At 58.0% G+C, this 19,956-nt stretch carries 21 protein-coding genes; 11 read left to right on the forward strand and 10 right to left on the reverse strand.

Annotation, left to right across the window (positions count from 1 at the left end):
• Positions 1-242: 242 nt before the first annotated feature.
• Both ACSQ83_RS04030 and ACSQ83_RS04035 read right to left on the reverse strand, forming a co-directional pair.
• Positions 243-1,169, reverse strand: a complete 927-nt coding sequence (locus ACSQ83_RS04030) for a dTDP-4-dehydrorhamnose reductase family protein (protein WP_436227292.1) — start codon at positions 1,167-1,169, stop codon at positions 243-245.
• The gene (locus ACSQ83_RS04035; protein ID WP_436227293.1) at positions 1,166-1,372 is read right to left on the reverse strand and encodes a heavy-metal-associated domain-containing protein; all 207 of its coding nucleotides are present in this window, start codon (positions 1,370-1,372) and stop codon (positions 1,166-1,168) included. Before ACSQ83_RS04035 ends, ACSQ83_RS04030 begins: the two co-directional genes overlap by 4 nt.
• 98 nt (positions 1,373-1,470) lie before the next feature.
• On the opposite strand from ACSQ83_RS04035, the gene cueR reads away from it, so the two are divergent.
• Both cueR and ACSQ83_RS04045 read left to right on the forward strand, forming a co-directional pair.
• A complete protein-coding gene (gene cueR / locus ACSQ83_RS04040; protein ID WP_414951480.1) occupies positions 1,471-1,857 on the forward strand; it encodes a Cu(I)-responsive transcriptional regulator in 387 nt (128 codons plus the stop codon).
• Positions 1,858-2,130: 273 nt separating this feature from the next.
• Positions 2,131-2,277 (forward strand): DUF3563 family protein, encoded by a 147-nt coding sequence (locus ACSQ83_RS04045; RefSeq protein WP_086382270.1) that lies wholly within the window; start codon positions 2,131-2,133, stop codon positions 2,275-2,277.
• Positions 2,278-2,369: 92 nt separating this feature from the next.
• Here ACSQ83_RS04045 and copM read toward each other — a convergent pair whose 3' ends face one another.
• The 3 genes from copM to ACSQ83_RS04060 form a co-directional block, all read right to left on the reverse strand.
• Positions 2,370-2,783 carry a CopM family metallochaperone gene (gene copM, locus ACSQ83_RS04050; protein ID WP_436227294.1) on the reverse strand — a complete coding sequence of 138 codons (414 nt, stop codon included), beginning with the start codon at positions 2,781-2,783 and terminating at the stop codon, positions 2,370-2,372.
• A gap of 771 nt (positions 2,784-3,554) precedes the next feature.
• Positions 3,555-4,400, reverse strand: coding sequence for a 23S rRNA (adenine(2030)-N(6))-methyltransferase RlmJ (locus tag ACSQ83_RS04055; protein WP_436227295.1), 846 nt, complete (start codon positions 4,398-4,400; stop codon positions 3,555-3,557).
• Between the two features lie 181 nt (positions 4,401-4,581).
• A complete protein-coding gene (locus ACSQ83_RS04060; protein ID WP_436227296.1) occupies positions 4,582-5,553 on the reverse strand; it encodes a potassium channel beta subunit family protein in 972 nt (323 codons plus the stop codon).
• A gap of 244 nt (positions 5,554-5,797) precedes the next feature.
• On the opposite strand from ACSQ83_RS04060, the gene ACSQ83_RS04065 reads away from it, so the two are divergent.
• A complete protein-coding gene (locus ACSQ83_RS04065) occupies positions 5,798-6,595 on the forward strand; it encodes a 3-hydroxybutyrate dehydrogenase (protein ID WP_436227297.1) in 798 nt (265 codons plus the stop codon).
• 69 nt (positions 6,596-6,664) lie between these two features.
• Positions 6,665-7,906 (forward strand): DUF3734 domain-containing protein, encoded by a 1,242-nt coding sequence (locus ACSQ83_RS04070; RefSeq protein WP_436227298.1) that lies wholly within the window; start codon positions 6,665-6,667, stop codon positions 7,904-7,906.
• Between the two features lie 101 nt (positions 7,907-8,007).
• Here the strand turns inward: ACSQ83_RS04070 and ACSQ83_RS04075 are convergent, their stop codons facing one another.
• Positions 8,008-9,207: an amino acid aminotransferase gene (locus ACSQ83_RS04075; protein WP_414951474.1), complete on the reverse strand. Its 1,200-nt coding sequence runs from the start codon at positions 9,205-9,207 to the stop codon at positions 8,008-8,010.
• 475 nt (positions 9,208-9,682) lie between these two features.
• Between ACSQ83_RS04075 and uvrB the strand changes: the two genes are divergently transcribed.
• From uvrB to ACSQ83_RS04105, 6 genes are all read left to right on the forward strand, one after another.
• Positions 9,683-11,776, forward strand: coding sequence for an excinuclease ABC subunit UvrB (uvrB, locus tag ACSQ83_RS04080; RefSeq protein WP_414951472.1), 2,094 nt, complete (start codon positions 9,683-9,685; stop codon positions 11,774-11,776).
• Between the two features lie 312 nt (positions 11,777-12,088).
• Entirely contained in the window at positions 12,089-12,637 is a 549-nt protein-coding gene (locus ACSQ83_RS04085) for an iron transporter (RefSeq protein WP_414951471.1), read from the forward strand.
• Between the two features lie 88 nt (positions 12,638-12,725).
• The gene (locus ACSQ83_RS04090) at positions 12,726-13,073 is read left to right on the forward strand and encodes a cupredoxin domain-containing protein (protein ID WP_414951470.1); all 348 of its coding nucleotides are present in this window, start codon (positions 12,726-12,728) and stop codon (positions 13,071-13,073) included.
• Positions 13,074-13,152: 79 nt separating this feature from the next.
• Positions 13,153-13,998 carry an FTR1 family iron permease gene (locus ACSQ83_RS04095; RefSeq protein WP_436227299.1) on the forward strand — a complete coding sequence of 282 codons (846 nt, stop codon included), beginning with the start codon at positions 13,153-13,155 and terminating at the stop codon, positions 13,996-13,998.
• Entirely contained in the window at positions 13,995-15,401 is a 1,407-nt protein-coding gene (locus ACSQ83_RS04100) for a 4Fe-4S binding protein (protein WP_436227300.1), read from the forward strand. The genes ACSQ83_RS04095 and ACSQ83_RS04100 overlap by 4 nt, the downstream gene beginning before the upstream one ends.
• A 67-nt stretch (positions 15,402-15,468) precedes the next feature.
• Positions 15,469-15,882, forward strand: coding sequence for a GlcG/HbpS family heme-binding protein (locus ACSQ83_RS04105; protein WP_436227301.1), 414 nt, complete (start codon positions 15,469-15,471; stop codon positions 15,880-15,882).
• 266 nt (positions 15,883-16,148) lie between these two features.
• On the opposite strand, the gene hemP is transcribed toward ACSQ83_RS04105, so the two are convergent.
• The 4 genes from hemP to ACSQ83_RS04125 all read right to left on the reverse strand — a co-directional run bounded on the left by hemP (position 16,149) and on the right by ACSQ83_RS04125 (position 18,531).
• On the reverse strand, positions 16,149-16,409 hold the full coding sequence (hemP, locus tag ACSQ83_RS04110) for a hemin uptake protein HemP (protein ID WP_414951465.1): 261 nt from the start codon (positions 16,407-16,409) through the stop codon (positions 16,149-16,151).
• Positions 16,410-16,541: 132 nt separating this feature from the next.
• Positions 16,542-17,033, reverse strand: a complete 492-nt coding sequence (locus ACSQ83_RS04115) for an SRPBCC family protein (protein ID WP_436227302.1) — start codon at positions 17,031-17,033, stop codon at positions 16,542-16,544.
• A gap of 53 nt (positions 17,034-17,086) precedes the next feature.
• Positions 17,087-17,497 carry an OsmC family protein gene (locus ACSQ83_RS04120; protein WP_414951463.1) on the reverse strand — a complete coding sequence of 137 codons (411 nt, stop codon included), beginning with the start codon at positions 17,495-17,497 and terminating at the stop codon, positions 17,087-17,089.
• Between the two features lie 161 nt (positions 17,498-17,658).
• Entirely contained in the window at positions 17,659-18,531 is an 873-nt protein-coding gene (locus tag ACSQ83_RS04125; RefSeq protein ID WP_436227303.1) for a pirin family protein, read from the reverse strand.
• A gap of 181 nt (positions 18,532-18,712) precedes the next feature.
• Between ACSQ83_RS04125 and ACSQ83_RS04130 the strand changes: the two genes are divergently transcribed.
• Positions 18,713-19,675 carry a LysR substrate-binding domain-containing protein gene (locus ACSQ83_RS04130; protein ID WP_414951461.1) on the forward strand — a complete coding sequence of 321 codons (963 nt, stop codon included), beginning with the start codon at positions 18,713-18,715 and terminating at the stop codon, positions 19,673-19,675.
• The last annotated feature ends 281 nt before the right edge of the window (positions 19,676-19,956 follow it).

The raw sequence follows: 19,956 nt of genomic DNA on the forward strand, positions 1-19,956 counted from the left end.
GTTTTTGCGTTTCGGACTCCGTTTGTCGTGAAGTTCCTCGCTTCGATCAATCGCTTGTTATGACCATCGCTCTTCAATCTGCGATGCGGGCCAATTCAATCGAGCGAGACCATCAATAGACTCAGGCCGACGCCAAACTAACAGCCTTGGTTGGCTTCAAATATTCGGTAAGCACCCAAAATGTAGACGAGCCGCGTCATTCGGACATAGCTTGTTCGGCTATGCCCGAGATTCGTAGCGATTCACGGGTTTGTCGGGTATGGCCAGTTCTTTAGCACCGTGCGGATTGCGGTATCGAAAGGCGTTCGTTGTCCTATATTCAAAACCTCCAACGCATTCGAAGCGAGATGGCAATTTCGCGGACGGGGGGTAGCATCGATCGGTGTTTGTTGTGCTGTGATGCGGGCATCGATGTTCAGCACTTGCGCGATCTGTTGCGCAATGTCGAACTTTGTCATGGGCTCATCGCCGGACCAGTGCATCACGCCGGATATTGCCTCACCAATTTCATGACGTTCCAATAGCTGTCGGATCATGACCGCCACGTCAGGCGTGAAGGTGGGGTAGCGCGTTGCCCAAGCGTCCATCACCGCTGGAACTGCGCCGCGCGCCGATTCCACAATCGCCGGCGCCAAGCTCGTCACTGCTGACTCATCCCAGTTGACCACCGGACCATAGAGGAGCGGCAAACGCAGCACGCACGACCGCGCTCCGGATTGCAGCAGCGCCTGCTCGCCCTCAAGCTTGCTGCGACCGTATGCGTTAAGGGGATTCGGCGCGTCCTCCGGCTGATAGGGCGCTTGCGTGCCATCAAAGACGTAGTCAGTCGAGATAGATAGGATCCACGAACCAAGTTCTTGTGCGGCACTCACGATAAAACTTAACGCGTCAACATTCAACGCTCGCGCGAGCATCGGATCATTCTCGCAAATGTCCGGACGCCGTTCCGCCGCGGCCACAATAATCGCGTCTGGCGCCTGGTCAGCGATGAACTGGCGGACAGCACCCTCGTCGCGGATATCGAGGGTGATGGTATTCGCGTCGCCATGACGAAACGCGGTTCGTATCACCTGCCATCCTGCTTTCCTGGCAAGTTCTTTTGCAACAGCGCGACCGAGCAGGCCGGACGCGCCAATTAATGCAACCCTGAAATGCGGCCCGCGAGTCATGCGGCCTTCGCCGATATGACTGTGTAACCCGCTTCATCAATCGCGTCCTTGAGCGCATCGACGGTTTCGCTCGATGCCACCACAACCCGTCCAAGTTCGAGATTCACTTGAACTTGCGCGGCGGCGTCGATTTCGTGGATCGAGCGCGTGACGGCGGCGACGCAATGCTGGCAGGTCATGCCCTCTACCTGAAATTCAGCCATATCAATTCCTTGCCTAGAGTTTTGTAAGAGCGAACCATGCTATACCTTCCTATGGTTGGAAGGTGTAGAGTCTTATGGAAAATTTAGGAGTATCTGCGATGAATATCGGCGAAGCGGCTCGCGCGTCCGGCGTGACAGCCAAGATGATTAGGTATTACGAGAGTGTTGGCCTTTTGCCGCCGGTTGACCGGACAACATCGGGGTATCGAATGTACGGGACTCACGAGGTTCACGCGCTACGTTTTGTTCGTCAAGCACGTCGGCTTGGCTTTCTGGTCGACGATATTCGCAAACTTCTGGCCCTGTGGCAGGACCGGCAGCGTGCCAGCGCGGAGGTCAAGGCAATCGCGCTGGAACATGTCGCGGAACTAGATAGGCGCATTGCGGAACTGACAGATATGCGGGACACGCTCGCTCATTTGGCGGTTAATTGCCACGGTGATGGCCGGCCTGATTGCCCCATTCTGGAAAGATTGGCTGAGTGAACAACTTGGTGCGTACAAACAGGTCTGTTCGGCCGGTTGCGCACTATAGATGTGCAAAAACAACAGTCAATTCTGGAAATTTCCAGGAACTCTAGATAAATCAACCACTTGTACTGTGGCGGTGCATGCACCATTCCAAATAAGAATGCACCCAATGCAGGCATTTCACTAACACCTCCAGCGCGGTTCCCCTATAATTAGGGTTAACCCTTTCGAGGGATATCCCTGACCCGAACCGCCGGGGATTCATTTGAAATCCTTGGAGAAAAAATCATGTTTGCATTCTTGCTCGAAAAAGTCAGTGTCTGGTTTGAAACCGCCGAACGTAATCGTCGCGAAGAATATCTGGCCCAATCGTCGGATATCGTCCAACTCGAAAAGCGTATCCGCTCGTTGGAAACCGAAGGCTACTCGCTGTAATTTCACCGAAACACCCGGTTGAAAAATTGATCAAGCCCCGCGTGCGGGGCTTTGTCATTTCTGCGCTACGTTCGCCGCTCAGGTCATTGTGGTCACTTTTTCTGCGGGTGCGCCGCGAGCCATTGCTTCATGAAGGTGATTTCCTTGCCCTGCGAAGCAATGATCTCCTTGGCCAAGGCCCGCAACTTGGCGTCCTTGCCGTACTTCAGCTCGATCTTTGCCATCGCAACGGCGCCCTCGTGGTGCGGGATCATGTGCGCGAGAAAATCGTGATCGGCGTCACCGGTGTATTCGACGCCAGACATGCCGGACATCATCGAATGATCGGCTGCCTGGAATTCCTTCGTCGAGGCGGAATCACCTTGGTTGCCGTTCGCGGCTGACATATCCATGCCTGCCATCGATGCAGAAGATGCCGGCGTCTGTGCAAACGCAGCGGGCATCGAGACAGCGAGTGAGACTGCGAACGCGGCTGCGTCGGCGAGGAAGGTTTTCGGGAACGTCATCGAATCTCCTTGAATGTCGACTTTCGGGAGAGCTAGCTTAAAGCTTGCCATCACGGTAAGGTAAAGCGCTTTTATATGATGTGAAAAGAATCGGACCGATATCCGTATCGGCGACCATTTATTCGACAAACGGGGGGCTCTGTGAGTCCGGAACTTCGACCTATCAAATGTGCGGTGATTGCGGTGCTATGCCTGGTTTCGGGTTTGGCGACGGTGAGCGCTTTCGCCCAGGCGGGTGGTCAGCCGCTAATTTTGGGTACGCAGACAGGAATGCAAAGCGGCGCCGGCGGTACGGTTTTGCAGACAGGTCCGTTGAATGAATCGGGCATGGTGCCCGCACATCCGATGGCCAAGTTGCCCGAGTTGACGCAGCAAGATCAGCAGACGATCGTTGTTTCGCCTTATATCGATCTTCAGCAAGGCGGACATCATGGCGGGCAAGGGTACGGTTCCTCTTCGGGCGGACAGCAGGCGCCGTCCACTAGCCGCCGTAGGCTACGTTCGACATCACCTCATTCCAGCGCATCTTACGGGGTGCCAACCGGCACTCAAACTCAGGCCCCGGCTCCGCCCAAGCCTGGAGTGCCGCAAGGGCGTCAGTCACCCGGGCAGCCTCCAATAATCACACCAATACTCGTTACAACGCCGAAATCGGTCGCAACACCTAGCCCCGTGTCGACCGGGCCAAACCGAAACCGATCGTCGGACTCGCATACGGTAACCGGTGCGGTTACCACGTCGCTAGATTAACGGCGAACGGCTCAGGGGCGTTCAGTCACCGCGATGTTCAAGTTTGAACGCGGCCTTGCTATCCTGGCCGAGTGCTTCGACGAGATAGGGCAGCGTCTCTTTCAATTCAGCCGCAAGCGTATACGGCGGATTTACGATGAACATCCCGCTCCCGAACAAGCCAAAGCCATCCACGGGTGGTTTGCTCACGGTTAATGACGCATGAAGCCAGTTCTTGGGTTGAACGCGCTTCAGTTGTTCGGCGAAACGCTGTGACTCGAGCCGCGTCACTTGCGGATACCAGATTGCGTAGGTGCCGGTCGCGAAGCGCTTCAGGCTTTCCTCAAGGCAATTCAGCGTGCGTGCGTAGTCGCGTTTGTCTTCGTACGACGGATCGATCAGGACGAGCGCACGTCGCGGCGGTGGCGGCAACAGCTTGATGATGCCGTCGAAACCATCGCCTTCGAAGAGCACCGCACGCCGGCCGGCGTCGCGGAAATTGTGGCGCAACACGTCGATTTCGGTGGAATGCAGCTCGAACAACCGCATGCGATCCTGTTCGCGCATCACTCGCCAGGCAAGATAGGGCGAGCCGGGATAAAACTGCAGTTTGCCGTCCGTATTCAGCGCCTTTACCTCTTTGACGTAATCCTTCAGCAATCCTGGCAAATCACGCTTGGTCCAAATCTTGGCAATGCCTGTTTCGAACTCGCCTGTTTTGGTCGCAAATCCGTCGGCCAGCGAATACACGCCGGCGCCCGCGTGGGTGTCGATATACCAGAACCCCTTGTCCTTCTGGGCAAGGTGTTGCAGCAACTGCACGACGACCGAATGTTTCAGGACGTCTGCGTGGTTGCCTGCGTGAAAGGCGTGTCGATAACTGAGCATGGCAAAATGAGTGAGCAAGACGAGAATGAGCGCGGCCTGAGCCAGACGGACGAAGAAAGTACCTGAGCGCCAGGATGTAAAGGCGCTCTACGGCACCACAAGGCGCACGCGGCAGGGTCGTTATTGTAGCCGACGCCCCTCCTTGTCAAGGCTAACGCGTCAGACAAGCCAGACAAGACCGTCAGACGAACGCGTCGCCCACAATTTCCTCGATGCGCTGCTTTACCACCGGCGTGATCTTCTGCACGACATCGATGGCCTTCATATTCTCGTGAATCTGTTCAACCCTTGATGCGCCCGTAATGACTGTGCTGACATTCGGATTGAGCAAAATCCAGGCGAGTGAAAGCTGTGAAACCGAGCAGCCAAGCTCGTCGGAAACTTCCGCAAGCCGCGCAACAATATTATTCGCGCCCGTGTCGGTCAGTTTTTTGGCCAACCACTCGTAACCTTGAAGCTGCGCGCGGCTGTCCGACGGAACGCCATCTCGATACTTGCCGGTGAGCAAGCCTGACGCGAGCGGACTCCAGGTTGTCAGACCCAATCCAATGTCTTCATAGAGACGCTTGTATTCGTTCTCGACCCGCTTGCGATGCAACAAGTTGTACTCCGGCTGCTCCATCACGGGTTTATGCAGATGGTGCCGCTCGGCAATGTCGTACGCCGTGCGAATCTCATCGGCGCTCCATTCCGATGTGCCCCAATACAGCGCTTTACCGCGCGCGATGATGTCGCTCATTGCCCATACGGTTTCCTCAATCAGCGTATGCGGATCGGGCCGATGACAAAACACGAGATCGACGTAATCGAGTTGCAGGCGAGCAAGCGACCCGTCAATGGCGTTATGCAGGTATTTGCGGCTGAGCGTTTGCTGCTGGTTCGGCCCTTCGTTGATACCGAAGAAAAACTTGGTCGACACCACATAGCTGACCCTCGGCCACGCGAGTTCTTTTAGCGCGCGGCCCATGATTTCCTCGGACTTGCCTTTGGAATAAACCTCGGCGTTATCGAAGAAATTTACACCGTGATCGCGGGCGGCAGCGAGCGACTCGCGCGCCGCGCGATGATCGACCTGCGTGCCGTAGGTTACCCACGAGCCGATCGACAATTCGCTGACCTGCAAGCCGGAACGTCCTAGCCGACGATAGTTCATATTCGTGATCTCCAGTTTCCGGTTTGAGCTGCTTCAGGCGGTTTCAAAGCTTAATCCGATTTCGGGATTCGCGTGGCCATGCACGACTTGGCCAGCCCTTACGTTCATTGGATGCGTGTTTGAACGATAGCGCGGCCGGAGGGCATCGAATAGCTGACCGAACGGCCTATGACATTTATCGAGGTTGATCGGCGTGGCGTTGCGTGGTTTCATTGTCCGAACCTGAACGAAGGAGAGGCGACAAATGACATCACTGAATACGAGTCTGGCGGGCAAGGTGGCGGTGGTCACGGGCGCGGCGAGCGGGATCGGTAAGCAAATCGCCCTGAGCTTTGCGGAGGCGGGTGCAGCGGTCGCCATAGCGGACCTGAAGCAGGACGCCGCCGACGCCGTGGCCGAGCAGATCCGCTCGCAGGGCGGCCGGGCGCTAGGCGTGGTCATGGACGTTACCGACGAACAGGCGGTGAATGCCGGTATTGACCGAGTGGCGGCGGAATTCGGCTCAGTCGATATCCTGGTGTCGAATGCCGGCGTGCAGATCGTCAATCCGATCGAAAACTACGCGTATTCCGACTGGAAGAAGATGCAGGCCATTCACGTCGATGGAGCATTTCTGACGACGAAAGCTGCGCTCAAGCATATGTACAAGGACGATCGCGGCGGTGTCGTGATCTACATGGAATCGGTGCATTCGCATGAGGCGTCGGCGCTCAAGTCCGCGTATGTCACGGCCAAGCACGCGTTGCTCGGACTAGCCCGTGTCTTGGCGAAGGAGGGCGCGAAGCATCACGTTCGCTCCCACGTGGTGTGTCCGGGCTTCGTACGTACGCCGTTGGTCGACAAGCAGATTCCGGAGCAGGCCAAGGAGCTGGGCATCACCGAAGAAGACGTAGTCCGGAACGTGATGCTGGGCGGTACTGTCGACGGCGTGTTCACAACGGTGGAAGACGTGGCGCAAACGGTTCTGTTCCTCGCAGCTTTCCCCACGGCCGCGCTCACGGGTCAATCGATCGTGGTGAGTCATGGCTGGTACATGCAATAAGCCTTCAAACAAGGAGTATCGATGGCAGAGCGAACGGGCATTGCACGCAGACAGAATGAGACAAAAGGAATGAAACGGACGAAAGAACCTCGCAAAGTGACGTCGCTGGACCTTGGGGAATCACCTGAGGCAAGTGTCTCGGGCGGCCCTGAAGCGCAGAAGCGTATCAAGTTGCCGCCGTATGAAACCATCGCGTTGATGTTGCAGGGCGGAGGTGCGCTCGGTGCTTATCAAGCGGGCGTATATCAGGGGTTGAACGAGGCTGGCATTCACCCGAACTGGATTGCAGGAATCTCGATTGGCGCGTTGAACACGGCGATCATCGCCGGGAACGCGCTCGAGGATCGTGTGCCACGTTTGCTGGAGTTTTGGGAGACGATCTGCCAGCCCGCTTTCATGCCGCCGTTGCCCGCTTTTGTTGAACACGCGTTCTTTAATTCCACCGATGAGATCCGCAAGGCTTTCACCGCCATGCAGGCCATGGGCGCGCTGGTCGAAGGACAGAAAGGGTTTTTCATCCCGCGTTTTCCGCCGCCCTCACCATTGGCTGCAGGAGAGCCGGACACGGCGAGCTTTTATGACACAGGTCCTCTCAAGGGGACGCTCGAACGGTTTTGCGATTTCGATCGGATCAACTCGCGTGATACACGGGTGTCGGTGGGTGCGGTAAACGTTGCTACCGGTAATTTCGCGTATTTCGACAACACTCACATGAAGTTGCGTGCGGAGCATTTCATGGCTTCGGGGGCGTTGCCGCCGGGTTTTGCGGCTGTCGAAGTTGATGGCGAGTATTTCTGGGACGGTGGCCTGATGTCCAATACGCCGCTTTACGAGATTGTGCAGGCTACGCCGCGTCGTGACACGCTCGCGTTCCAGGTCGATTTGTGGAGCGCGCGTGGACCCGTGCCGGACAGTATTGTCGACGTATTGGGGCGCGTGAAGGACATTCAATACTCCAGCCGGACGCGGTTCGTTACCGACGCGATGCAGCGTTCACAGCGGTTTAGGAACGTATTGAGGGAAGTGCTGGACAAAGTGCCGGTAGACATCCGCAACAGCGATCCGTGGTGCAAGACGGCCCAGGAACTTGCGTGTTCGAAGCGTTATAACGTGATCCACCTTATCTACCGGCACAAGGAGTACGAAGGGAACTATAAGGACTTTCAGTTTGGGCTGTCGACCATGCGCGAGCACTGGGAAAGCGGCTTGTCCGATATTCGCGGCACGCTCTCGCATCGCGATTGGCTGGATATGCCCAACAACGACGCGGGTTTCATCACGCACGATATTCATCGCGACGGGCGCAACTAGCGCGTGGACGTTCTTGTCTGCAACACGCCCGCATTGCAAAAAAACGGCGCTCACACGGAGCGCCGCTTTTTAGGCCACAAAAGAGACCATAAAACCCAAACTTACTTCAGCACGGTTGCGACGGCGTTGGCCACCACTTCAAGATTGCGCGTGTTCAACGCGGCCACGCAGATGCGGCCCGTGCTGACGGCATAGATCCCGAACTCCTCACGAAGACGATCGACTTGCGGCGAGGTCAGGCCCGAGTACGAAAACATGCCGCGCTGCTGGTTCACGAAGCCAAAGTCGCGCTGCACGCCTGCTGCCTTGATGTGCTCGACCAGGCCGTTACGCATGGCGCGAATGCGGTCACGCATTTCGCCGAGTTCCTGTTCCCACGTAGCGCGCAATTCAGGCGAAGCGAGGACGGCGGCGACGACTGAACCACCGTGCGTCGGCGGATTCGAATAGTTCGTGCGGATCACGCGCTTGAGTTGCGACAACACGCGCGTGGCTTCTTCCTTGGCGCTCGTAATGATCGACAGTGCGCCCACACGTTCGCCATACAGCGAGAACGACTTGGAGAACGACGATGACACGAATACGTTGATATCTGCCTTGGCGAAGAGACGGACGGCCGCAGCGTCAGCGTCGATGTTCTCGCCGAAGCCCTGATAGGCGATATCGAGGAACGGAACCAAGGAGCGCGCCTTCACCGTTTCCACGACTTGTTGCCACTGCGCAGCGGTCAGGTCGACGCCGGTCGGGTTATGGCAGCACGCATGCAGCACGACGACCGTTCCGGCCGGATAGCTGTTGAACGCTTCCAGCATGGCGTCGAACTTCACGCCGTGCGTGGCTGCGTCGTAGTACGGGTAGCTCAACACGTCGAAACCCGCGTATTCGAACAACGCGCGATGGTTTTCCCAGCTCGGGTCGCTGATGGCGACTTTGCCCGTGGGATTCAACCGCTTCAGGAAGTCGGCGCCAATCTTGAGCGCACCCGTTCCACCCAGCGCCTGAGCCGTGATCACGCGGCCGTCTGCGATCAACGGCGAATCATTGCCGAGCAGCAGCTTTTGTACGGCTGCGTCGTACGCAGCGATACCTTCAATAGGCAGATAACCACGCGGCGCGGCGAGTTCCGTACGCGCTTTTTCGGCTTCGCGAACAGCGCGCAGAAGCGGAATCTTGCCTTCTTCGTTGAAATACACGCCCACGCCGAGATTGACCTTGGTGGTGCGCGGATCGGCGTTGAAGGCTTCGTTCAGGCCCAGAATCGGGTCACGGGGGGCAAGCTCGACGGCTGAGAAAAGAGACATGATTTATCGACGGTAGTGGAAAGGCGGCACGGGCGATCGGGATGGGGAATCGGCTGCTCAATCGCTAAAAGCGGCGCAAACCGGGCCTCAGGGAGCCAACAGGAGCCAACTAAACTCCGTCCCATCGATGAAAACCCCAGTTCGGCATTGTAACGAATCGGCCGCCGCTTTTCGGCTTGGCGAAACGGAAGAAATGCAGGATTTGGCCATTTTTTTCCGGCATTTTGCTAACTTTCCACGAAAACCAGGACGACGGAGGGCCGCGTGCCTAAACAATATTCCCAAGCTTTCATCAGCCAAAACAATCACTTGCGATTTCGGGGCGTCGCCCCATCTTGGAAACATTGGGCATTGCGCGAAAACCTCGCGCTGACTGCTCTGAACCTGTTCCAACATTCCTGATTCGCCGTCCAAACCCGCTCCAGCGCGAACCGCTAGAATGGGTGTTTGCTCTCGGCCAAGGCACCTCTTCCTCATGTCCGATACCCCGCTACTCGAAACCACCGAAACCCTCGACGAATCCAAATTCGTCACTTTCGAAGGTTCACCGTTCCAGCTTTATCAACCGTATCCACCCGCCGGCGACCAGCCGACGGCGATCGCAACGCTCGTGGAAGGCATTGAGGACGGCTTGTCGTTCCAGACTTTGCTTGGCGTAACGGGCTCGGGCAAGACGTTCACCATGGCGAACGTGATCGCGCGCATGGGACGGCCGGCCATTGTGTTCGCACCGAACAAGACGCTTGCCGCGCAGCTTTACGCGGAATTCCGCGAGTTTTTCCCGCGCAATGCCGTTGAATACTTCGTTTCTTACTACGATTATTACCAGCCGGAAGCCTACGTTCCGCAGCGCGATTTGTTTATCGAGAAGGATTCGTCGATCAATGAGCACATCGAGCAAATGCGGCTCTCGGCGACCAAAAGCCTGCTGGAGCGGCGCGATGTGGTGATCGTGGCGACCGTGTCCGCAATTTACGGTATTGGCAATCCGTCGGAATATCACAAGATGATTCTGACGCTGCGTACCGGCGACAAAATGGGGCAGCGTGACATCATCGCGCGCCTGATCGCGATGCAGTACAGCCGCAATGAAGCCGATTTTTCACGCGGGACGTTTCGCGTGCGCGGCGACACCATCGACATCTTCCCGGCCGAGCATGCCGAAATGGCGGTGCGCGTCGAGCTGTTCGATGACGAAATTGAGTCGATGCAACTCTTCGATCCGCTCACCGGCCGCGTGCGAAACAAGATTCCGCGTTTTACCGTGTATCCGTCGTCGCACTACGTGACGCCACGCGACACGGTGATGCGCGCTATCGAGACGATCAAGCTGGAATTGCGCGAGCGGCTCGAGTTCTTCCACAAGGACGGCAAGCTGGTGGAGGCGCAGCGGCTCGAACAGCGCACGCGTTTCGACCTGGAAATGCTGCAGGAACTGGGTTTTTGCAAAGGCATCGAGAACTATTCGCGGCACTTTTCCGGCGCAGCGCCGGGTGAACCTCCGCCAACGCTTGTCGATTATTTGCCGCCCGACGCGCTCATGTTGCTTGACGAGTCGCATGTGCTGATCGGCCAGTTGAACGGCATGTATAACGGCGACAAGGCGCGCAAGGAGAATCTCGTCGATTATGGGTTCCGGATGCCGTCGGCGCTGGACAACCGGCCGCTGAAATTCAACGAATTCGAACGCAAGATGCGCCAGGCGATCTTCGTTTCAGCCACGCCGGCCGATTACGAAAACCGCACGTCGGGGCAGGTGGCCGAACAGCTGGTGCGTCCGACCGGCCTGGTCGATCCCGATATTGAAGTGCGTCCGGCGCGTTCTCAAGTGGACGATGTGCTCGGCGAGATCAATGCGCGCGTCAAGGTGCATGAGCGTGTGCTGGTGACGGTGCTGACCAAGCGCATGGCCGAACAGCTGACCGAGTTTCTCGCGGATCACGGCGTGAAAGTGCGCTATCTGCACAGCGACATCGATACGGTCGAGCGCGTGGAAATTATCCGTGATCTGCGTCTCGGCACATTCGACGTGCTGGTCGGGATCAACTTGCTGCGAGAAGGGCTCGATATTCCGGAGGTGTCGCTGGTCGCGATCCTCGACGCCGACAAGGAAGGTTTCCTGCGCGCGGAGCGCTCGCTGATCCAGACGATCGGCCGGGCTGCGCGTAACGTGAACGGCAAGGCGATTCTTTATGGCGACAAAGTCACGGACTCGATGAAACGTGCTATCGGCGAGACCGAACGGCGTCGGACGAAGCAGATTGCGCACAATCTCGCGATGGGCATCACCCCGCGTGGCGTGACCAAGCGGATCAAGGACATCATCGACGGTGTTTATAACGCCGACGATGCCCGCGCCGAACTGAAGGAAGCCCAGACCCGCGCGAAGTTCGAAGATATGTCTGAAAAGCAGATATCGAAGGAAATCAAGCGGCTCGAAAAGCAGATGATGGATCACGCGAAGAACCTCGAATTCGAGAAAGCTGCGCAAACGCGCGACCAACTGTCGCTTCTGAGGCAGCGCGTGTTTGGCGCAAACGTGGGTGATCACATTACGGGTATCAACTGAATGTAAGGGTTTCAGGACAGGACGCGGCGGCCCGGAAGGGTTCGCCGCGTTTTTTTTTGCGTGAAATTCCAGCTCGAAAAGTGTTCCGTCATCTCAAAAACCCAGCAGGCACAAGGCTTGTTGATTCCCATCAAATTGTCCGGCCCCTAGATCGGTGCTAAACTCTCTACTCATTGAGAATGGTTCGTATTAACGTTGTTTGTTGCGTTCTCATTCCGATTACCCATCATCGTCGCCCACTGATCGGTGAACTGACCAAGACCAGAGCGAGCGCGCAGCGCGTGGCCGTTCAATAACAAGAAGGAGTGAAGGATGCAGGTTTCAACTTTCGTACGCGGCTCGGTAGCTGCAATTGCGCTTGCGGCAATGGCGTCGGCATCGGCTGCCGAATATCCGATCGGCAAGCAGCATATCGAGAACGGCATGGAGGTTGGCGCGGTGTACCTGCAGCCGATCACCATGGAACCGGAAGGCATGATGCGCAAGGCCTCGGATTCGGACGTGCACCTCGAAGCCGACATCCACGCCGTGAAGAACAATCCGAACGGCTTTGCGGAAGGCGACTGGATGCCTTACCTGCAAGTGACGTACGAGCTGACCAAGGTCGGCACGACGCAAACCATCAAGGGCGACATGATGGGCATGGTCGCCAACGACGGCCCGCATTACGGCGACAACGTGAAGCTTTTCGGCCCGGGCAAATACCACCTGAAACTCAACATCGCGCCGCCGATGCAAACCGGCCACATGGCCTTCGGCCGTCACGTCGACAAGGAAACGGGCGTGGGTCCGTGGTTCAAGCCGTACACGATCGAATACGATTTCCCGTTCGCCGGTATCGGCAAGAAGGGCGGTTACTAAGTAGTCGATAGTCGAATCAGGCGTCCGGCAAGCCGTAGATCAGCGTGAAGTGACACGTCCCGCCGGGCGTCGCAGCCAGGAAGTATGCATGCAACGTAAAACCAAGTTGGTCGCCGCCTCGCTAGCCTTGGCGGCTGGATGGTTCGCCAGTGCTGCCGCGGCCCAAGCCGCCGACCTGCCGACCTTCAGGCTGGAAATGAACGACGGCAAGCTGAATCCCACGCGTATTGAAGTGCCGGCGGGGCAGCGCATCAAGATCGAAGTGCACAACATCGGCAAGGGTGCGGCTGAATTCGAAAGCATCCAGTTGCGCAAGGAAAAAGTGCTCGCGCCGGGTGCTGATTCGTTCGTCGTGATCGCGCCGCTGGACAAGGGCGAATACAAGTTCTTCGATGATTTTCATCAGTCGGCGCAGGGTGTCATCGTCGCGAAGTGAGGTCACTCGGCTGGTTGGCGCGCTGTCCGCTCGGCGTTACGCGCTAACCACTTTGGTCTGCAAGAGCGGGAGATAAGTAATGGGTCAGGTTCTTTTCATCGTGTGGCGGGAGAGTGTCGAGGCGCTGCTGGTCGTCGGCATCCTGTACGCATGGCTGAAAAATGGCGACGCCGACGCGCGTCGCGGCATACCGTATTTGTGGGCGGGTGTGGTGGTCGGGTTGCTGGCCGCAGTGACGCTGGGCGCGGCGCTGGTCGGATTCACGGAAGTGCTGTCAGGCGATGCACAGGATTATTTCCAGACCGGCATGGTCCTGGTGGCGTGCGTGCTGATCGTGCAAATGGTGCTGTGGATGAAGCACCACGGCCGGTCGATGAAACGCGACATGGAAGCATCGCTGCAAAGGAGCAAGCAGGACGCGAATTGGTGGGGCGTGACATTGCTGGTCGCGCTCGCGATTGCGCGTGAAGGCAGCGAGACGGTCATTTTCCTATACGGACTCGGCTTCGGACAGTCGGGGCACGTTGATCCGATGCAGTATCTCGCGGTCGCGATCGGCCTGGCGCTGGCGTTCCTGACGTTTTATCTGCTTCAGCTTGGCGGCAAGATTTTCTCGTGGCGGCTTTTCTTCCGCGTGACGGAAATCATGCTGTTGTTCCTCGCGGCGGGATTGTTCGAAACAGGCGTCGATAAACTCATCGACAAGGAGATCCTGCCGGTCGTCATGAATCAGGTATGGAACACTTCGTGGCTACTCGATGACTCCAGCACCTTCGGTTCGCTGGTCGCCACGCTTACGGGGTATCGCGCGCATCCGGCCGGTATGAACCTGATTGCGTATGCGGTGTACTGGGCCGTGATTTTCCTGCTGCTGCGCCGATCGAAAAACCAGATGGCGCAAAAATCGGCGAGAAGGGCGGCATGAGCGACGTGATGAATCGGCCCGGCCGGCTGCAGCAAGCCGGCCAATGGATGCAACAACACGGCAGCACGATCCGCGGCATTCAGTGGATCGTGGTTGCCGTTTATGCGTTCCTGATTCTCGTGCCAGCGGTCATGCCGCTGCCGGACAATACCGCGCATCTCTGGACCAACCTGACGCTGGCCGCGCAGTTTGTGTTCTGGGGCATCTGGTGGCCCTTCGTCCTGCTCTCCATGGTGATGCTCGGGCGCGTGTGGTGCGGCGTGCTGTGTCCCGAAGGTGCGCTGACCGAGTTTGCGAGCAAGTTCGGGCGCGGCTGGGCGATTCCACGCTGGTTGCGCTGGGGCGGCTGGCCGTTCGTCGCGTTTGGCATCACCACCATTTATGGCCAGATGGTCAGCGTTTATCAATATCCGAAAGCCGTGTTGCTGGTGCTCGGCGGCTCGACGCTCGGCGCCATGATTGTTGGGGTGTTATACGGGCGCGAGAAACGCGTGTGGTGCAAATATCTCTGCCCCGTGAACGGGGTATTTTCGCTTCTGGCGCGGCTCGCGCCGTTTCACTATAAGGTCAACGAGGATGCATGGCGCCGCTCGTATAAAGAGGGTGAGCACGGGCATCGCGTGATCCCCGTCAACTGCGCGCCGCTGGTGCCGCTGCGCGCCATGAAAGGCGCGTCGGATTGCCATATGTGCGGTCGTTGCAACGGGCATCGGGACGCCATTTCTCTCGAGTGGCGTTCGCCCTCGGCCGAAGTCGTGCAACTCGGCGATAAACAAGCGAATCCGTGGGACACCGCGCTCATTCTGTACGGCTTGCTGGGCATTGCTATTGGCGCTTTTCACTGGACCGTGAGCACGTGGTTTGTCGACCTGAAGCAGATCTTTGCGTCGTGGCTGATCGATCGCAATATCCTCTGGCCGCTCGATACCAACGCGCCCTGGTTCCTGTTCACGCACTACCCCGAACAAAACGATGTCTTCTCGTGGCTCGATGGCGGGATGGTCGTGGGTTATATCGTGGTGACGGGGCTCGTGTATGGCACGGCGCTCCTGGCCTTGCTGGCGGCCGGCACGCGCATGCTCGGCCGGTTCAGTTTCACCCGCTTGCATCACCTGACGCAGGCGCTGATTCCCGTGGCGGGCGCCGGCGTGTTCCTGGGTTTATCGGCGACGACGGTGTCGTTGCTGCGCGCCGAGCATTTGCCGCTTTGGTGGGTGACCGATGTCCGCCTGGGCTTGCTCGGGCTCGCAAACCTGTGGAGCGCGTGGCTCGCGTGGCGCGTTATCGGCCGATATGCACCTGGGCGATTTGTGGCACAAGGCCTTGCGATGCTGTGGGTGATCGCCGCACTCGCCGTCGTCGATAGCGCCTGGTACCTGATGTTCTGGGGCTTTTCGCGGTAACGTTGCGGGTATCGAGCCAATTTCCTTATCAACGCAACCGACGCAACGACTATCCTTAGGTGATGAAATGAGAACAAAACCCGTATTGACCGACGCCGATGTAAAGACCATCGCGGCCGCAGCTGAAGCGCATGCGCTGGCGAACAAGTGGTGCGTGGCGATTGCTATCGTCGATGACGGCGGTCATTTGCTTCACCTGCACAGGCTGGACGGCGCAGGCGCGAGCACGGCCGAGATGTCGGCGGGCAAGGCGCGCACCGCCGCGCTCGGCCGACGCGAAACGAAAGTGTATGAAGACATGATCAAGCAAGGCCGCACCGCGTTCTTGAGCGCACCGATGACCGCCATGCTGGAAGGCGGTGTGCCGATCGTGGTGGGAACGGATATCGTGGGCGCAGTGGGTGTGTCGGGCGTGAAGTCCGATCAGGACGCAGCGGTGGCGCGAGCGGGTATTGCGGCATTGGGGATCGAGAGCGTTTAAGCGCTGCGCGATTGGAACAAGCTTAAAAGTTAAAAAAGCACGTTTTCGCGAGAAAACGTGCTTTTTGCTTAACTGACGGTGCTTTTCAAAGCACACGATTGGGATCAAAAAAAGCGGCTTCGCTGGCTATCGACGACTGGCTGGTGTTTGCACGAAGGGGTCTAAAGTCTCGCGTGCAAGCCGTCATTGCTGGCTAGTGCCAAACACCTCTCGAAGAGGTGGTCCCCACAATACCCGGTACTGAAATTCTGTCCTGCTTCTGCGTGTTACTTCGTGAGAATCAACTTGCCGAGGCGCGTTGCGCGTAGTTGATACGTTTCACCGTTATGCATGATGCTGATATGGCTATGGCCTTGCAGCAACGTGTCGCTCCTTAGCGAACGCTCACCGCTCTCCGACCCGCTGCCCGGCGGCGCAGGACGTGCGGTCGTTACAGCCGACGTCCGCGGCCGCGAAATAGTTGCTGCCGCGGAGCGTTCGACAGGGCGACGTAGCCGAAGCGTGTTGGAGCGCAGGAGGTCGGTCATGTCGAAGAATCCGTTCGTTGAGTCGATGGAGTAATCTTAATGATAACCATTCCCATTTACAACAACGAAGTTTTCATCGATTAGATGTTTCGATAGTCATTGGCTGTCTGGCTATCGAAACGGTCTGATGCCTTAGTGCAGCGGACCTTCGAGATTGCCGTGCGCGAATTGCCGGATGATCCGCACAGTGTCGATATCCGCTTCCCGATACGCCGACTTCACGATCTCCTGCGTCTGAAGCACCTCGGGGCTCGCGTGGGGATCATCGGCTACAGGCAGGGTGGTGGCGTAGGTGAAACGCAGGAACAACTGAAGCTCGTCCGGTTGCTCGATCGCCATGGTCAGCGAGCCGCCGACGTGTGCGGCGGTCGGCAGGATGTCGTAGCGAACACTGGTTTCGGGGATCAGCGTCACGCGGTCACGCACAAGCGCCTGACCGTAGTGCAGTTCGCGTTCGAGCACGCTACCAACACGGGACAGGATCACGCAGCGATCCAGGCCGATCACAAACAATTGCGGCTGCTCCACACGCAGTACAAGTCCATGCCAGACCTGTTCGCGGGTCATCGATTCCACAAATGGATTGAGCGGGTCGTTGATCTGGATGAGGTGTTCGAAATTCAAAACGACAGTTTCCTTAGTTGTTCAATTGCGTAATTAGCGGGACAGCGCGGCGCTTATGCAGATGTAAGGCCCGACTGAATCATGATCGTGCCGCTAAGAATCTTGTGCACCGGGCACGCATTGGCAATTTGCAAAAGCCGTTCCCGCTGGGTGTTATCGAGTTCGCCGGTCAAGAGGATCTGGCGGTCGATCAGAGTACCCTCGGGCGTGATATCCAGGTTAAGCGTCACGTGCACTGCTTCAAGCGGCCATGCCTTGTGCTTTGCGTACATCTTCAGCGTGATCGACGTACATGCGCCCAGGCTCGACAGCAACAAGCTGTGCGGAGTGGGACCGGTATCCGCGCCACCGTGCGACGACGGTTCGTCGGCGATCCAGTCGTGCTGGCCATCGCTTAACGAAACCTGAAAATCCGTCGCATCGATGTGGGCGGTAACAGCCGGCGTCACAAACTTTTCGGACATGCGGAACCCCGGAGTGAGTAAATGGGCAGACAGTGCGGGCAATAAAAGCAGACGATAAAACGGCGCGGCACGAACGACTATTGTGACGCAAATAGTGTCGTTCGTGCCGCGCCGGTGAAACGCACGGTCCGATCATGCCCGCCCAACTGCGGCGAGCCTGCCTAGTGGGTGATTGCGCCCATGCGGCCCGCTTGGTAATCGACCACGGCCTGGCGGATCTCTTCCTCCGTGTTCATCACAAACGGGCCGTAGCGGACCACGGGCTCCTTCAGCGGCACGCCACCGATCAGCAGCAACTCGAGCGGCTCATCGCCGGCGGCGAAGGTAATTGTGTCGCCATCGTTCGCAAACACGATCATCTGCTGCGCCGGCACGGCTTGTTTCGCTTCGCCGTATAAGCCGTTGCCCGACAACGCATACCCAAACACGCGAAAGTCACGCGGCACGGGATGCACGACCGATGCGCCCGGTTGCAGCGAAAAATGCTGATAAAGAATGGGCGTACGCGTTTCGATCGCCGCCTTGACGCCAAGCGCTTCACCCGCGATGACTTTCACGCGCACGCGGCCGTCATCGCTGGTCGCGACCGGAATCTGTCCCGACGCGATTTCCTGGTAATGCGGCGGAATCATCTTGTCGCGCTTGGGCAAGTTCACCCACAGTTGCAAGCCGTGTACGCGACCGCCGGTGCGCGTGAATTCGGGATCGGGCATTTCGCTGTGAACCACGCCCGCGCCGGCTGTCATCCATTGCACGTCGCCCTGACGCAGCGTGCCGGAATGTCCCGCCGAATCCTTGTGGCCGAACTGGCCCTCGAGCACGTACGTCACGGTTTCAAAGCCCCGATGCGGATGATCGGGCGCGCCTTTCGCCTCGCCGGGCGCGTAGTCGACAGGGCCCATTTCATCGAGGAGCAGGAAAGGGTCGAAATCCATCAAGAGCCGTGTCGGAAACGGGCGATGTACGACAAAACCGCCACCCTCCACGGTGCGGAGCGCGGCAATCGTGCGTTCAATACTGCGTGTGCTTTCCATTTTGTCCTCGCGTGGGTAGGCCAGCGTGGCCGATGAAACGGGTGAGGCATTAGCGCCAAATTTAAAACATAGCGCTATTATATGGACGATATTTCGCGTAAAAAGCCGTCAAACCGCAATGGATTGTCCCACCTGTAGAACAACGAAATTTGAACGAAAACCCGATGAAAGACTTGACCGCATGAAACCTGATTCGCATGACCTCAATGACCTGATGTATTTTTCGTACGTTGTCGAGCACGGCGGTTTCTCGGCGGCGGAGCGGGTGCTGGGTATTTCCAAGTCGCGTTTGTCGCGGCGCGTGTCGGAGCTTGAGACGTCGCTCGGTGTGCGTTTGATGCAGCGGTCCACGCGAAAACTCGCGCTCACCGAAGCCGGCCAGCTTTTCTATCAGCATTGCAAGGCGATGCTTTCCGAGGCCCAGGCGGCTGTCGATATTGTGCATAGCCTGCGTGATTCGCCGCGCGGCAGTGTGCGGGTCAGCGTGCCGGTGACGATCGCGCAGACGTTCTTGTCGGAGGTGATGCCCGATTTCCTGCATCGATACCCCGACGTCCGTGTCGTGCTGAGCGTGACGAATCGCGTGATCGATTTGTTCGAAGATGCGGTCGATGTCGCATTGCGCGTGCGCTCGGAACCGCCGGTCAATTCGACCATCGTTGCACGCCCGCTGTGGCGCACGGAGCAGATGCTTGTCGCGGCGCCCTCGCTGCTCAAACCGAACGCGCCGCCGCTCACGCCGTCGGAACTGGCGCAGTTCGATACCATCGACGTCCCCGCTACCGACGGCCGCCACGTGTATCGCCTGATCGCGCCCGACGGCACGCGTCACGAGTTCGAGCATGAACCGCGCCTTGTCACCGCGGACCTTGGCATGATCCGCGAAGCGGTGCTGCGGGGCGTGGGTATCGCCGCGTTGCCTGAGATGATGTACGGCGCTGCGCTGCGCACAGGCCAGATGTCGCCGGTCATGCCCGGGTGGACTTTTCCGGCGCCGCAACTCTATGCGGTGTTTTTATCGCGGCAGGGCATGGTGCCGGCAATTCGTGCTTTCGTCGATTTTCTTGTCGAGTCGATCAATGACAGCAATCGCTTCCCGGGAGAATGTCCTCTCCCTGCAGAGGCCGCTCGCGAAACAGTGTGACTAATCGCGCCGGATGTGTAAGTTTCTGACATTGAAGCGCGCGCTTGTGATGGTCAGATTCAATCGCCATCGCCTTGAACGTGCTGTGCTCCGGCGCTATATTGAAATCTCTTCGCTAAGGAGCTGCTTATGCGAAAACTCACGGCCACTTTTATAGTAGGCCTGATAGGGCTAATCGCGCTGTCCGTGTCGAGCACGGCTGTCGCATGCAGCGATACTGCGGATTCGAATGTCTCGACGCCAAAGTAATCGCTAGCCCGAATGTGCCGGCGCGCACACAA

Source organism: Caballeronia sp. LjRoot29, assembly GCF_964252755.1.
Classification (GTDB): Bacteria; Pseudomonadota; Gammaproteobacteria; order Burkholderiales; family Burkholderiaceae; genus Caballeronia.